Origin of the sequence: Aeromonas sp. QDB31, from assembly GCF_027707605.1 — a bacterium.
GTDB classification, from domain to species: Bacteria; Pseudomonadota; Gammaproteobacteria; order Enterobacterales; family Aeromonadaceae; genus Aeromonas; species Aeromonas media.
In genome coordinates, this window is sequence record NZ_JAPCIX010000027.1 from 1 (window position 1) to 13,789 (window position 13,789).

The 13,789-nt window shown below is 62.4% G+C and carries 14 protein-coding genes; 6 read left to right on the forward strand and 8 right to left on the reverse strand.

What is annotated here, in order from left to right; translation table 11 throughout:
- Together PG898_RS18600 and PG898_RS18605 are read left to right on the forward strand one after the other, a co-directional pair.
- Positions 1–235: hypothetical protein (locus tag PG898_RS18600; protein WP_270824823.1), on the forward strand; the 235-nt coding region annotated here is incomplete at its 5' end.
- Positions 220–759: a gamma carbonic anhydrase family protein gene (locus PG898_RS18605; RefSeq protein ID WP_270824824.1), complete on the forward strand. Its 540-nt coding sequence runs from the start codon at positions 220–222 to the stop codon at positions 757–759. The genes PG898_RS18600 and PG898_RS18605, both read left to right, overlap by 16 nt.
- Positions 760–841: 82 nt before the next feature.
- Here the strand turns inward: PG898_RS18605 and polA are convergent, their stop codons facing one another.
- Positions 842–3,598 carry a DNA polymerase I gene (polA, locus tag PG898_RS18610; protein WP_270824825.1) on the reverse strand — a complete coding sequence of 919 codons (2,757 nt, stop codon included), beginning with the start codon at positions 3,596–3,598 and terminating at the stop codon, positions 842–844.
- A 400-nt stretch (positions 3,599–3,998) separates the two neighbouring features.
- Between polA and elbB the strand changes: the two genes are divergently transcribed.
- Positions 3,999–4,649 (forward strand): isoprenoid biosynthesis glyoxalase ElbB, encoded by a 651-nt coding sequence (gene elbB, locus PG898_RS18615; RefSeq protein ID WP_226170973.1) that lies wholly within the window; start codon positions 3,999–4,001, stop codon positions 4,647–4,649.
- Between the two features lie 71 nt (positions 4,650–4,720).
- Here elbB and PG898_RS18620 read toward each other — a convergent pair whose 3' ends face one another.
- From PG898_RS18620 to fieF, 4 genes are all read right to left on the reverse strand, one after another.
- Positions 4,721–4,930, reverse strand: coding sequence for a cell division protein ZapB (locus PG898_RS18620; RefSeq protein WP_025325277.1), 210 nt, complete (start codon positions 4,928–4,930; stop codon positions 4,721–4,723).
- A 235-nt stretch (positions 4,931–5,165) separates the two neighbouring features.
- Positions 5,166–6,446, reverse strand: coding sequence for a hypothetical protein (locus tag PG898_RS18625; protein ID WP_226170971.1), 1,281 nt, complete (start codon positions 6,444–6,446; stop codon positions 5,166–5,168).
- A 21-nt stretch (positions 6,447–6,467) separates the two neighbouring features.
- Positions 6,468–7,247, reverse strand: coding sequence for a serine O-acetyltransferase (gene cysE, locus PG898_RS18630; RefSeq protein ID WP_005331115.1), 780 nt, complete (start codon positions 7,245–7,247; stop codon positions 6,468–6,470).
- An 8-nt stretch (positions 7,248–7,255) separates the two neighbouring features.
- On the reverse strand, positions 7,256–8,167 hold the full coding sequence (gene fieF, locus PG898_RS18635; RefSeq protein ID WP_043132612.1) for a cation efflux pump FieF: 912 nt from the start codon (positions 8,165–8,167) through the stop codon (positions 7,256–7,258).
- Between the two features lie 86 nt (positions 8,168–8,253).
- Between fieF and PG898_RS18640 the strand changes: the two genes are divergently transcribed.
- The 3 genes from PG898_RS18640 (at position 8,254) to trmL (ending at position 10,844) form a co-directional block, all read left to right on the forward strand.
- Complete coding sequence (locus tag PG898_RS18640) at positions 8,254–8,946, forward strand: response regulator (protein WP_043132614.1); 693 nt, start codon at positions 8,254–8,256, stop codon at positions 8,944–8,946.
- Positions 8,943–10,298: an ATP-binding protein gene (locus PG898_RS18645; RefSeq protein WP_171272991.1), complete on the forward strand. Its 1,356-nt coding sequence runs from the start codon at positions 8,943–8,945 to the stop codon at positions 10,296–10,298. The genes PG898_RS18640 and PG898_RS18645 overlap by 4 nt, the downstream gene beginning before the upstream one ends.
- An 81-nt stretch (positions 10,299–10,379) precedes the next feature.
- Entirely contained in the window at positions 10,380–10,844 is a 465-nt protein-coding gene (gene trmL / locus PG898_RS18650) for a tRNA (uridine(34)/cytosine(34)/5-carboxymethylaminomethyluridine(34)-2'-O)-methyltransferase TrmL (protein WP_005331110.1), read from the forward strand.
- A gap of 50 nt (positions 10,845–10,894) precedes the next feature.
- Here trmL and PG898_RS18655 read toward each other — a convergent pair whose 3' ends face one another.
- The 3 genes from PG898_RS18655 to PG898_RS18665 all read right to left on the reverse strand — a co-directional run bounded on the left by PG898_RS18655 (position 10,895) and on the right by PG898_RS18665 (position 13,331).
- On the reverse strand, positions 10,895–12,253 hold the full coding sequence (locus tag PG898_RS18655; RefSeq protein WP_270824826.1) for an MATE family efflux transporter: 1,359 nt from the start codon (positions 12,251–12,253) through the stop codon (positions 10,895–10,897).
- A 28-nt stretch (positions 12,254–12,281) separates the two neighbouring features.
- A complete protein-coding gene (locus PG898_RS18660; RefSeq protein ID WP_005331108.1) occupies positions 12,282–12,908 on the reverse strand; it encodes an SCO family protein in 627 nt (208 codons plus the stop codon).
- Between the two features lie 213 nt (positions 12,909–13,121).
- On the reverse strand, positions 13,122–13,331 hold the full coding sequence (locus PG898_RS18665) for a hypothetical protein (protein ID WP_005331107.1): 210 nt from the start codon (positions 13,329–13,331) through the stop codon (positions 13,122–13,124).
- Positions 13,332–13,789 lie beyond the last annotated feature (458 nt).

The window sequence follows — 13,789 nt, forward strand, 5'->3', positions numbered from 1 at the left end:
ATCGACGGGGTTGTTTGCGTTGCCGCTTGCCCTGTCGATGGAGGCGCATTATAGGGGGCTGAAACTTTCTGGCAAGCCCATTTTTGCAAAAAGTGGCAATAAATCTTCAAAAATAGGCCTTTCTCTAGTTATTCATAGCCAACCACAGCTTTTGTACAAACTTATCCACAGAAACAAGCCCGGGATTGCTAGAATGGCCAGAAAATTGAGGAGGCCGAGATGGACTTGCGACTGAGACCCTATAAAGGAAAACGCCCACAACTGGGCAAACGAGTATATGTGGACCCCTGCGCCACCCTGGTGGGAGACATAGTGCTCGGCGACGATGCCAGCATCTGGCCCCTGGTGGCGGCACGGGGGGACGTGAACCACATTCGCATCGGCGCCCGCAGCAATGTACAGGACGGCACTGTTCTGCACCTCAGCCGCAGGAGCGCCGCGAATCCCGACGGTTATCCCCTGCTGATCGGGGAAGACGTCACCGTGGGCCACAAGGCCATGCTGCACGGTTGCACCATAGGCAACCGGGTGTTGGTCGGCATGGGGGTCATACTGCTGGATGGGGTGGTCGTCGAGGATGATGTGATGATAGGCGCCGGCTCTCTGGTGCCACCGGGCAAGCGGCTCGCATCCGGCTTCCTCTATATGGGGAACCCGGTCAAGCAGGCACGGCCGCTCAAGCCGGCAGAGATTGCCTTTCTGAAGACCTCGGCCGACAACTATGTCCTGCTCAAGGATGAGTATCTGCAAGAGGCTTGAGGCAGACAGAGAACGAAAACAAGAAGCCCGGCATGCGCCGGGCTTCTCTGCTTATATAGCTAGCCAATCGCTGTGGTCAGGATCAGTGGGCCTGATCCCAGCTGTCGCCAGTCCCGGCTTCCACCACCAGCGGCACGTGCAGCTCGGCCGCCGCCGACATCTTCTCCTTGATGAGCGCTATGTACTCCTCCAGCTTCTCCTCGCGGATCTCGAACACAAGTTCATCGTGAACCTGCATCAGCATGTGGATGGAGCCATCGGTAATGCCCCGGATCCAGCCATCGACGGCGATCATGGCGCGCTTGATGATGTCGGCGGCCGTGCCCTGCATCGGGGCGTTGATCGCCGCCCGCTCCGCCGCCTTGCGCAGACCGGCGTTGCGGGACTTGATGTCCGGTAGGTAGAGGCGGCGACCAAACAGGGTCTCGACATAACCCTGGGCTTCCGCCTGCTGGCGGGTGCGCTCCATGTACTCCAGCACGCCCGGGTAGCGTTCGAAGTAGAGATCCATGTACTTCTGCGCCTCGGCACGGCCGATCCCCAGCTGCTTGGCCAGACCGAAGGCACTCATGCCATAGATGAGGCCGAAGTTGATCGCCTTGGCGCTGCGGCGCATGTCGGTGGTCACCGCCTCGAGCGCCACACCGAATACCTCGGCGGCAGTCGCCTTGTGGATGTCCTTGCCCTCGGCAAAGGCGGTCAGCAAGCCTTGGTCACCGGAGAGGTGCGCCATGATGCGCAGCTCGATCTGGGAGTAATCCGCCGCCACCAGCTTGTAACCGGCGCTAGGAATGAAGGCCTGCCGGATCCTGCGTCCCTGCTCGTTGCGCACCGGGATGTTCTGCAGGTTGGGATCGGTGGAGGAGAGCCGGCCGGTCGCCGCCACCGCCTGATGGTAGGAGGTATGTACCCGCCCGGTCTGGGGCTTGATCATCAGCGGCAGCTTGTCGGTATAGGTGGACTTGAGCTTGGCCAGTCCACGGTGCTCCATCAGGAGGCGCGGCAGATCATAGGTCTCCGCCAATTCCGCCAGCACCTCTTCGGCGGTGGACGGGGCGCCCTTGGGGGTCTTCTTGAGGATCGGCAGCCCCAGCTTGACGAACAGGATCTCGCCGAGCTGCTTGGGTGAGGAAAGGTTGAACTCCTGCCCGGCCAGCTCGTGCGACTGCCGCTCCAGCTCCGCCAGACGTACTTCGATCTCCTGACTCTGCTGGTGCAGCAACTTGGGATCTATGGTGGTACCGAGCAGCTCCATCCGTGCCAGCACCGGCAGCAGGGGCAGTTCGATCTCGGTGAACACTTTGGCAAGCTCAGGCTGTTTGCTCAACTCGCCCCACAGGGTCTGGTGCAGACGCAGGGTGATGTCGGCATCTTCCGCCGCATAGGGCGCGGCCTGCTCCAGTTCGATCTGGTTGAAGGTGAGCTGCTTGGCCCCCTTGCCAGCGATATCCTCGAAGGAGATGGTCTCGACCCCGAGGTACTTGCTGGCCAGGGAGTCCATGTCGTGGCGGCTGGCGGTGGAGTTGAGCACATAGGATTCGAGCATGGTGTCGAAGGCGATGCCCTGCAGATCAATGCCGTGGTTCTGCAGCACGTTGCGATCGTACTTGAGGTTCTGCCCCACCTTGAGGCGGGCCGGATCTTCCAGCAGCGGCTTGAGCTTGCCCAGAACCTGCTGTTCGGTCAGCTGGGTTGGCGCCCCCAGATAGTCGTGGCCGAAGGGAACATAGGCCGCCTTGCCCGGTTCGATGGCGAACGACACGCCGACCACTCGCGCCTCCATATAGTCGAGACTGGTGGTTTCGGTGTCGAAGGCAAACAGTGGTGCAGCCTGCAACTGTGCCAGCCAGCCGTCGAACTCGGCCTCCTCCAGAATGCAGCTGTAGTTGGTCTCGATGGCGGCAGCGGGGGCAGCAGCGTCATCAGCTGCTCCTTCCTGCCCGGCGCTCTCTTCGCCACCGGACTCCAGCTCCTTGATCAGGTTGCGCAGCTCGTACTCCCGGTAGACCGCCAGCAGGGACTCCTTGTCGATCGGGCCCAGCAACAGCTCTTCGAGGCTCTGCTCCAGCTCGACGTCGGTCTTGATGGTCGCCAGCTGGTAGGAGAGGCGAACCTGATCCTCCTGCTCGCGGAATTTGTCGGCAAACGTCTTGGCGCCACGAAAGCCCAGGGCGGCGACCTTGTCGAGGTTGGCGGCGATCTGATCGATGCTGCCTATCCCCTGCAACAGCGCCTGGGCCGTCTTCTCGCCCACCCCTGCCATGCCGGGAATGTTGTCCACCTTGTCCCCCATCAGGGCCAGGTAGTCGATGATGAGCTCGGGGGGCACGCCGAACTTCTCGATCACCCCTTCCCGATCGGTCTTCACATCCTTCATGGTGTCGATCAGGGTGACATGGTCGGAGACCAGCTGCGCCATGTCCTTGTCGCCTGTGCTGATGAGCACGGGCAGTTGCTTCTCGGTCGCCTGGCGGGCGAGCGTGCCGATCACGTCGTCGGCCTCGACCCCTTCGACCATCAGGAAGGGGAAGCCCATCGCCTTGATCATCTGGTGAATGGGGGCAACCTGGCTGCGCAGATCGTCTGGCATGCTGGCGCGGGTCGCCTTGTACTCGGGGTAGATGTCGTCACGGAACGTCTTGCCCTTGGCGTCGAACACCACGGCCACATGACAGTCAGGGTATTGCTTGCGCAGGCTGCGCATCATGTTGGCCATCACCCGGACGGCGCCGCTTGGCAAACCAGTCGATGTGCGCAGATCGGCCTGCTGGGAGGCGAAGAAGGCGCGGTAAAGATATGAAGAGCCGTCGACCAAGATAAGGGGATTGCTAGGGGCCATGAAATCGTCCTGCCAGGAATAAACAGTCGCTAGGATGCCACAGGGCCCGCGGCACACCAAGGGGCTGACCCCCTCTCATACGTGCCACGAACGGCCCCACTACCTGTGGATAACTCTGTGCTCAAAAATGGGCTCATGGCTGCACCAGGGTGACAAAGCTGTGAATTAAAAACAAAAACAGCATATAAAACAGCATGTTGAGATCGTAAAAACAAACCATGATGCCTTCATCATGATCTCGATCAATGTGGAAAAAAATTCAAGGGGGTCAACGAGGCAGGATCCAAAACGAAACAATCCTAGCACAGCAAGATGACTTGACCAGTGGAGGCCGAACGATAACCATACAAAAGTACAACAATCTACCCTGGCTCACATTTTCAACAACGAGGAGTCTGCCATGAAAAAAGTGGCCGTGATCTTGAGTGGCTGTGGCGTGTTTGATGGCGCCGAGATCCATGAAGCCGTCATCAGCCTGCTGGCACTGGCCCGTCAGGGCGCCACCGTCCAGTGCTTCGCGCCCGACGTGCCTCAATTGCACGTCATCAACCACCTGACCGGCGAGGTGAGCGAGGGGGAGAGCCGCAACGTCCTGGTCGAGGCTGCCCGCATCTGCCGCGGCCAGATCAGGAATGTGGCCGAGCTGGATGCGGCCGATTTCGATGCCTTGCTGGTGCCCGGCGGCTTTGGCGCCGCCAAGAATCTGTGCGACTTCGCCGTTCAGGGCGCCAACTGCCAGATCCAGCCCGATGTGCTGAAAGCCTGCCAAAGCTTTGCCGAAGCCCGTAAACCGGCAGCCTATATCTGCATAGCGCCGGCCATGATACCCCTCATCTATGGCGCCGGCACCCTGGCCACCATAGGCCATGACGAGGGCGCCGCCAATGCCATCGAGGCCATGGGGGGCAGCCATCTCAACTGCCCGGTCAGCGAGTTCGTGGTGGATCAGGAACGCAAGGTGATCTCGACTCCGGCCTACATGCTGGCACAGAACATCGTCGAGGCCGCCGACGGCATCGAGAAGACGGTCAAGCAGTTGCTGGCCCTGTGATCCCTCCCCTGCCAAAACAAGCGGGCCGCTCAAGGAGCGGCCCGCTTTCATTCCAGTCAGTCAAGACGGGATCAGATGGCATCGCCCATCTGGTCCATCTTGCCCAGCAGGGCGCGCAGACGCTCTTGCCAGGCAACGTGTTCGTTGCGCAGCTGATGGTTCTCGTCTTGCAGCTTGTTGTTCTGCTCTTTCAGCTCGTCCAGCTCCATTTTCAGCAGGGAGATGTTGTCGACGGCGGATTGTACTTTGGATTCGAGTTGCTCAAGGACTTCTAGTGACATATGCATACCTGTATGTTCAATTGCGATGCCCCACAGGGGGCGATTCAAGCGCGTGAAGCCAGCATACCCTGATGCGCTCGGCACAAACAAGCCAGCGCGTTGCAAAATGCGCCCTCCGTGCCGGTATTGCTTAAATATGCGTCGGTTTTTCTCGCAGGCGGCAGGAACCGCGATCCGGGACGCTCGCCACGGCGTCACGGCCCCCTGCGAACCGCCTCCTCTCCCGCCGCTGGCATCAGCCGTGCAGGGCGATGAAGCCCCCCATCAGCAGACAGGCCACCCCGTACATCAGCAGCCCATAGAGCAGGTTCCAGCGCAGCAGTAAACCGGCGCTCAGGTTGTAGCGGGAGGCCAGCGCCAGGTTGGAGCCGGATAGCGGGCTGGTGCCGGTGGCGAGCCCCCATCCCAGCAGGAAGCACATGCCGAGCAGGCTGGGATCCGGCGACAGCGCCCACAGCAAGGGGGCCATCCCCGAGATGCTGATGAGGGGGTGCACGCCTATGATCGCGACCAGGAAGATAAGCAGCAGGGTGAGGGATGCCTCAAGCCAGCCGAAGTGGTTGAATAGCGGCAGACCGTGACCGGCGCCGAAGTCGATGACAGAGAGGGCACTGTTGATGCCGGCAGCCAACAGGCCAGCCCCGAGAAACAGCACCAGCTGGCCGCCGATGGCGGGGAAACGCTCCACCACCTGTCGCTTGAGCGCAGCCCCGCTCCCTTGGCTTGGCATGAAGAGCAGCGCCAGCAAGGGGGCCACCAGGGCGATCACCGCCAGAATGCTGAGCCCGGGCCAGAAACGGTGGATCACCAGCACCAGCAGCGCCAGGGTCACCGGCAACCCCAGGGTCTGCAGCCGCAGCGGATAACCGTCAAAGGTCTCCACGCCGAGTCGCTCTACCTGCCAGGCCGTCAGCCCCATGGCCAGCAAGGCTGCCAGTATGCCAAAAGGCAATATGCTGCCCAGTTGCAGACCCGGTGCATAGGTGAGGGCCACCGCCATGGCGACAAAGAAGGGGGACCAGAAGGCCGCGGCGCAGAAGATCCGGCTCAGCACCATGACCTGGCGCCGCTCAAGGGTACCATTGCGCTCCAGCCGATCACCGATGATAAAGAGCACCGAGAGGTTGATGACGGCACCGAGCAGATTGAGGCTGGCCATGGTGCTCCACAGCCCCTTGCGACCGGACCAGGAGGCGGTGCCTGTCAGCAGACCCGAGGTGGCGAGGTTGAGGGTGCTGACGGCGGCAAACATGGTGAGCATGTTGATGTTGGGCAGCAGCCAGTCCCCGGGGCTGAGGCTGGCGCCACGCCACCAGGAGAAGATCAGCAGCAGCAGTGCCGCCCCATAGAGCGCCAGCGCCTGACGACGGGCGGCTCCCACCAGCCAGGGCCAGGTGAGCAGGGAGGCGGTCCAGGCCGCGACGGCGGCTGGCCAGGGGGAGAATCCCAGATAGAGGTGCAGCAGGTTGAGCAGCCACATCCCCAGGATCAGATAGCCTGACCAGCGCTTGACCATACGGCGGCCTCGGTCAGGGGATCAGAGACACTGATCCATGTCCAGGGAGGGTTTATCACACTCGGGCCGACCCACGATCTTGGCGGGCACACCGGCGACCGTGGTGTGGGGCGGCACCGGGTTGATCACCACGCTGCCGGCCCCTATCTTGGCGCCGACCCCCACTTCGATGTTGCCGAGCACCTTGGCGCCCGCCCCTATCATCACCCCTTCGCGGATCTTGGGATGGCGGTCACCACTCTCCTTGCCGGTGCCCCCCAGGGTCACGCTCTGCAGGATGGAGACATCGTTCTCGATCACTGCGGTCTCACCGACCACTATGCCGGTGGCGTGGTCAAACATGATGCCCTTGCCGATCCGCGCGGCCGGGTGCACGTCGACCCCGAACACCACGGAGATCTGGTTTTGCAGGTAGAGCGCCAGCGAGCGACGCCCCTGGCGCCACAGCCAGTTGGCAACCCGGTAGCCCTGGAGGGCATGGAACCCCTTGAGGTAGAGCAGCGGCGTCGAGAAGAGGTCGACGGCGGGATCCCTGTCCTGCACGGCGCAGATGTCGGCCGCCACTGCGGCCAGCAGCTCGGGTTCGCTGCGCAGGGCCAGTTCAATCACCTCGCGCAGAGCGATGGCTGGCATGGTGGTGCTGTCGAGCTTGTTGGCGAGCTGAAAACTCAGAGCCGAGCGCAGATCACCGTGATTGAGAATGGTGGAGTGAAAGAAGCTGGCCAGCATGGGCTCCTGGGCCGCCATGCTCTGCGCTTCCTGCTGAATTTTTTGCCACGTTTGGGCAACCAGATCATCCATGTTGCAGCCTACTGTTGTTCAGGGTGAGTGCCTTGTTGTTCTTTTGTCAGCACCGAGATGGGGTCCATATGAATGATCACCTCCATCCGCTCGAAGGACTGGCGAACCGCCAGTTCAGCCTCGTCGGCTATCTGATGGGCCTGGACCAGGGGGAGCTGATCGTCGAGCTCCAGATGTAACTGCACGAAGCGGGTCGGCCCGGATTGGCGGGTACGCAGATCATGTACGCCATGCACCCCCTCTACGGCACAGCAGAGCGCCATTATTCTCGCTTGTTCTTCCTCTGGCAACTGACGATCGAGCAGGGCCTGTACGGATTCGTAGCCAATATGGGCGGCCCCCCACACCAGGAACAGACCAATCAGGATGGCGAACAGGCCATCGGCCCAGTGCCACCCCTGCCCCGCCAGCACCAGCGCCAGCAGCACGCCGGCATTGAGCAGCAAGTCCGAGCGGTAGTGCAGCATGTCGGCCTTGATGGCCACGCTGTTGGTCTTGCGAATGACCAGACTCTGGAAGCTGACCAGCAGCAGGGTCAGCAGGATGGAGCCGGCACTGACCCAGATCCCCGCCTCCAGCCGCACCACGGGGACCTGATTCAGCATCGACGAGATGCCGTGCATCATCAGCAGCAGGGCAGAGCCCGAGATGAAGGCCGACTGGATCAGACCCGCCAGGGACTCCGCCTTGCCGTGGCCGAAGCGGTGCTCCTCATCGGCTGGCGCCAGCGCGTAACGAATGGCCAGCAGGTTGATGATGGAGGCACTCACATCCATGAAGGAGTCGGTGAGGGACGCCAGCAGGCTGGAAGAGTCCGTCATCAACCAGGCGATCAGCTTGCCCAGGATCAGCAGGGTGGCGGTGACGACCGCCGCCGTGCTGGCGAGGGTGACCCAGCGGGAATAATGTTGATGGCTCAAAACCGGCTTTCCTCTGACGCGTAAAAACTTATTATACCCTGACCCGAACGTCAGTTTGGCGCGCAAAATCAACGGAGTGACCCCGAATGAACAAAATACTCCTGGTCGACGACGATCTCGAGCTGACCCAGCTGCTCACCGAAATCCTGACCCTGGAAGGATTTGAGGTCACCGTCGCCGAGGATGGGGAAGAGGGACTGCTGCGGCTGGCAGAGCAGGCATTCGATCTGGTGCTGCTGGACGTCATGATGCCCAGACTCAACGGGTTCGCCATGCTGACCAGGCTGCGCAAGACCCACGACACCCCGGTGTTGATGCTGACTGCCCGTGGCGACAGCCAGGACAGGGTCAACGGGCTCGAAGCGGGCGCAGATGACTATCTGGCCAAACCCTTCGATGACAGGGAGCTGCTGGCGCGAGTGCGCGCCATCTTGCGCCGCACCCAGCATCCCTCACCCCAGCGCGGCGCGTCCGATGAGCTGCGCTTCATGGATCTGGTGCTGCAACCCGGCCTGCAGCGAGCCCGCTGCGACGATCAACTGCTGGAGCTCACCGCCACCGAGTTCGGCCTGCTGGAGTGCCTGCTGCGCAGCCCGGGTCAGATCGTCAGCAAGAACCTGTTGTCCGAACAGGTGCTTGGCAAGAAGCTCGAACCCTTCGATCGGGCCATCGACATGCACCTGAGCAACCTGCGCAAGAAGCTGCCCGAACGAGCAGACGGTCAGCCCCGCTTCAAGACGGTACGCGGGCGAGGCTACCTCTGGCTGGAGCAGGCATGAGAACGGCCCGCACCTTCAATGGCCTCTCCACCCAGATCTTCCTCTGGTTCTGGTTCATGCTGCTGCTCGTGCTGGCCGCCGTGGTGATACTGCCCACCCTGGATCCCCGCAATACCATCCCCCTGCCCGAGCACGAGATGGCCAGGATGAACAACAACCTCCGGGCGCTGCAGGCCGGGGCCGACCCGAACCAGGACTTCGATCTGCAACAGGCCATCACGGTGGCAGGTCTCTTGCCGGTGGACAACGTCTACCTGCGTGATGCCAAGGGCCAGATGCAATCCACCACCCAGTTGAGCAAGTTCGTCATCCGCTTCATGCTGGACGCCGACGACCCGGCCAGGCCCATGCTGGGTAGCGAACACCAGCGGGCCATCGCCGGCCCCTTCCAGATGCAGCACCACGGCCAGACCTATCACGTCTACTTCGGGCTCAACGTCGAGAATTCCTATCTGTTCCTGTTTATCCAGATCCTGGATCACCCCATCCAGATCCTGGGCATCGCCATGTTGGTCAGCACCCCGCTCTGTCTGCTGCTGGCCTGGCGGCTGACCCGCCCCATACTGCAGCTGCAGCAGTCGGTCTCCCAGTTGGCGCAGGGCAAGCTGGAGACGCGGATCCCCAACCTGGGGCGGCGGGACGAGATAGGTCAGCTGGCGGATCATGTCAGCCACATGGTGGATACCCTCAAGCGCATGATCCAGAAGCAGAAACAGTTGCTGTCCGACATCTCCCACGAGCTGCGCAGCCCCCTCACCCGCATTCAGCTGGCGCAGGCCTTGATCCGCCGCAAGCAGGGGGACAGCTCGGAGCTGGCCCGGATCGAAAGCGAAATCGCCCGGCTCGACAAGCTGATCGGGGACCTGCTGGATCTGTCGCGGGTTCAGCAGCATGTGGAAGCCCCGGTGGAACTGCCGCTGGCGGAGCTGCTGGAGCCCATCCTGGACGACGCCATGTTCGAGGCCAATCAGAACGGCAAGCAACTCAGGCTGCCACCGCTACCGACCGAGACCCTCAGGATGTGGCCGGAACTGCTGGCGAGAGCCCTGGAGAACCCGCTGCGCAATGCGCTCAAGTATGCCCGCGAGTTCATCAAGGTGGACTGGTATCGGGAGGGACGGGAGTGGGTGATGACCATACGGGATGACGGCCCCGGCGTGCCGGTGGAGCAGCAACCCATGTTGTTCCTGCCCTTCTTCCGGGTCGACGATGCCCGCAACGCCAAAACCGGCGGCACCGGCCTCGGTCTCGCCATCGCCGCCGAGGCGATCCAGCGCCATGGCGGCACCATCAAGGCCAGCAACAATCACCCGACCGGGCTCGTCATCACCATCCGCCTGCCCATGGTGTGAGCCACCCCTTTTCATCGGCATGGGCGCTGGGTATGCTGGCGCCCGTTTCGCACCACCCCAGCCCCGCATCAGGATCCCGTCATGCTCGACATCGTGCTCTACCAACCGGAAATCCCGCCCAACACCGGCAACATCATCCGCCTCTGTGCCAACACCGGCTATCGGCTGCACCTGATAGAGCCCCTGGGTTTCGCATGGGATGACAAGCGGGTGAAGCGGGCGGGACTCGACTATCACGAGTTTGCCGAGGTGAAGCGCTGGCCGAGCTATGAGGCCTTTCTCGCGGCCGTGGCCCCCAAGCGAGTATTCGCCTGCACCACCAAGGGACGCACCGCTCACTCGGCGGCGCAGTTTGCCCCTGGGGATACCCTGCTGTTCGGGCCGGAGAGCCGCGGATTACCGGCGGAGATCATCGAGAGCCTGCCGTTCGAGCAGCGGCTGCGCATTCCCATGCTGCCTCAGAGTCGCAGCATGAATCTGGCCAATGCGGTCGCGGTTTTCGTCTACGAGAGCTGGCGCCAGTTTGGCTATGAGGGCTCCCTCTAGCCTTTGCTGGCGCGGTGCCCCTCAGAGACGGCACCGACCATGAGACCCCGTCAGGCGGGTTCCCGACCTTGACCCAGCAGGCGGCCGTCACGTTCCAGTTGCCAGCATAGCCAACCCAGAGTTAGGCCCCGCCCTGTCATCAGCGCCGCCATGGCGGCCCACAAGGCCGCCACGCCCCATTCCTGGCACAGCCACCAGATCGGGAAGAAGCCGGCAAACACCGCCACCAGCATGCTGTTGCACATCTCGCGAGCCCGGGTGGCCCCGATGAAGACCCCATCCAGCAGGAAGCACCAGACCGCCAGCAAGGGCATGGCGATGAGCCAGGGCAGTTGGCGGTTCGCCTCGGCGATCACCGCAGGGATGTCGGTGATATGGGCGATGAGCAGCCGCCCCCCCAGGGCAAACCCCAGAGCAAACGCGATCGCGATCAGCAAGGCCCAACCCAGGTTGAGGACTATGGCCTCACGCAGCCCCTGCCTGTCCCGCCGTCCTATGGCGCGCCCCACCATGGCTTCCACCGCGTAGGCGAAGCCATCCAGCCCGTAGGAGATCAGCATCAGGAAGTTGAGCAACACCGCATTGGCGGCTACTGCCACGTCCCCCAACCTGGCCCCCTGCAAGGTCATGAAGGCGAAACAGAGCTGCAGGCAGAGGGAGCGGATGAAGATGTCCCGATTCAGGCCGAGCAGCCGCCGCACCGCAGGCCATTGCCACCAGCGCGGCCAGGCGCTCTGCCACACCTCGGCCGGGAGATGGCGCAGACGGCGGCTCACCAGCCAGAGTCCCACCCCGAGCGAGCAGTAGTCCGCCAACAAGGAGGCGGCAGCCACCCCCCTGACCTGCCAGCCCAGCCCCAGCACGAACCAGGCGTCCAGCACCATGTTCACCAGGTTGCTCAGGATCAGCAGCAGCATGGGGCTGCGCGCATCCTGCATGCCCAGCAGCCAGCCCATGATGACCATGTTGCACAGGGCCGCCGGCGCGCTCCAGATCCGCACAGAGACATAGTCTCCGGCATAGACCTGCACCTCGGGGGATCCCCCGCTGAGCCCTATGATGGCCGGCAAGAAAGGCAGCACCAGCAACAGCAGAGCCAGCCCCAGCCCGACGGCGAGGCCGAGCGCCCGCGCCAGGGTGTCCAGCTGCCCCTCGGCGCTGGCGGCGCCCTGGGCCTGGGCGGTCAGACCCGTAGTGGACATGCGCAGGAAGCCGAGCAGCCAGAACAGGAGGTTGATGAGCGTCGCCCCGACCGAGACACCTCCGAGAAACCAGGCCTGCCCGAGATGACCGATCACCCAGGTATCCACCAGGCCGAGCAAGGGGGTGGTGACGTTGGAGAACACCATGGGCAGGGCCAGGGCAAACACGGCACGGTGGCGGCGAGGATCCCTGAGCCAGGACGGCATCAAGCTAAGCACGATCGAGACTGGCAACTCACTCGGCGGCCAGCCGCACTATGCGGGCGAAGTCGGAGACCATGGTCTGCATATCCACATGGGCCACTTCACCCGGGGCGACCTTGGGGCGGAACATGGCCACCAGCTTCCCCTCGGGATTGATCAGCACGATCGAGGCCGAGTGGTCTATGAGGTAATCCTTGCGCTCGCTCTCCACAATGGAATAGACGAGACCAAGGTTGCGCACCAGGGGGAAGAGGGCACGGTGGGTACCGGTCGCCGCCTTGAACTCCGGATGGAAGAAGGCGGTATAGCTCTTGAGACGGGCGCTGTCATCCCGCTGGGGATCCGCCGAGATGAAGACCACCTGGCTGCTGGGTTCGATCTTCTTGAGATCCGGGTAGATGGAACGCAGATCCGCCAGGGCGGTCGGGCAGACATCGGGACAATAGGTGTAACCAATGAACAGGAAGGTCCAGTGCCCTGCCAGATTGGCGGCAGTGAAGGGCTCCCCATCCCCATCCGTGAGGGTGAAGGGGTTGATGTCACGTCCTACCGGATAATAATCCGCCTGCTCAGGCAGGGAGGGTTGGCTCCAGTAATAGGCCGCCATTATGCTGCCGACGAAGAGCAACAACAGCAGAGAAAAACGTGGTTTAACCATATAAAACAAAACCTTGCTAGTTCAACCAGCCGAATGGCGGGGCCAATGAAGGGCTATTGTAACCCGCTCGGCCCCGTTTCTGCCTAGTCCCGAGTCCGGATACCGGGCCGGAAAGGGCCTTACAGGGACGAAACAGGTGCTATCTCCCGATAATCACAAGATAAAGAAAAGCCCCACACCAGGTGGGGCTCACACACGGTTCGGAGAGCGGGCTCAGGGTCGCAGTCTGCGCAGCCCCTGGGGGCGTCGGATCGTGGCGCGCAGCGGGATGACCGGGGCCGTCCAGGGTGCATCTGGCAAACCGATGTCGTGGTGGCGGCGAAACAGACGAACCAGGCGGACAATCTTGTCCTTGGGGCACCCCAGCCAGATGGTCCAGCCATCTCCCTTGTGATACACCCAGAGCGCATAAAACCACGTCATCCGACTGCCCTTGATGAATCGGGTGATGGAGGATACGGGGGGTGCAGCCGGACCCGGATCCCACGGTGAGCTTGAAGCCATACCTGTCCTCCTTGCTCAACAGGCCACGCCGACCAGTGTTCCCGCCATCAGGAGGCAGACCGAACACCGTCGCGTACTGACTGTATTGAGTCGTCCAACTGCCTGACGACTCTCCCTTTCTTGTCCCGCACCGACTCAGCGGTGATGCATCCCTGCGATCCATGCTGACCTGGCAGTACACTCAAGGTCATGGCGGTTATCCGGCCATGACACTGCGGGCCTTCTCAAAGGATATATCCGAAATGCATGATGCGTGGCGGTACTGTTTGCGGCGAATCTGGGCGGTGGCAATGGCGGGGATCGGGGAGAAAAGGGGAGCGGGGAAAAGCGCAAAAACGAAGAGGCCTCCCGCAGGAGGCCCCTTGGCATGTTCGATG

Excerpts from the sequence above, each read along its gene's own strand:
- PG898_RS18605 (WP_270824824.1), top strand. The coding sequence starts at position 220 with ATGGACTTGCGACTGAGACCCTATAAAGGAAAACGCCCACAACTGGGC.
- polA (WP_270824825.1), bottom strand. The coding sequence starts at position 3,598 with ATGGCCCCTAGCAATCCCCTTATCTTGGTCGACGGCTCTTCATATCTT.
- elbB (WP_226170973.1), top strand. The coding sequence starts at position 3,999 with ATGAAAAAAGTGGCCGTGATCTTGAGTGGCTGTGGCGTGTTTGATGGC.
- PG898_RS18620 (WP_025325277.1), bottom strand. The coding sequence starts at position 4,930 with ATGTCACTAGAAGTCCTTGAGCAACTCGAATCCAAAGTACAATCCGCC.
- PG898_RS18625 (WP_226170971.1), bottom strand. The coding sequence starts at position 6,446 with ATGGTCAAGCGCTGGTCAGGCTATCTGATCCTGGGGATGTGGCTGCTC.
- cysE (WP_005331115.1), bottom strand. The coding sequence starts at position 7,247 with ATGGATGATCTGGTTGCCCAAACGTGGCAAAAAATTCAGCAGGAAGCG.
- PG898_RS18640 (WP_043132614.1), top strand. The coding sequence starts at position 8,254 with ATGAACAAAATACTCCTGGTCGACGACGATCTCGAGCTGACCCAGCTG.
- PG898_RS18645 (WP_171272991.1), top strand. The coding sequence starts at position 8,943 with ATGAGAACGGCCCGCACCTTCAATGGCCTCTCCACCCAGATCTTCCTC.
- trmL (WP_005331110.1), top strand. The coding sequence starts at position 10,380 with ATGCTCGACATCGTGCTCTACCAACCGGAAATCCCGCCCAACACCGGC.
- PG898_RS18655 (WP_270824826.1), bottom strand. The coding sequence starts at position 12,253 with ATGCCGTCCTGGCTCAGGGATCCTCGCCGCCACCGTGCCGTGTTTGCC.
- PG898_RS18660 (WP_005331108.1), bottom strand. The coding sequence starts at position 12,908 with ATGGTTAAACCACGTTTTTCTCTGCTGTTGTTGCTCTTCGTCGGCAGC.
- PG898_RS18665 (WP_005331107.1), bottom strand. The coding sequence starts at position 13,331 with ATGACGTGGTTTTATGCGCTCTGGGTGTATCACAAGGGAGATGGCTGG.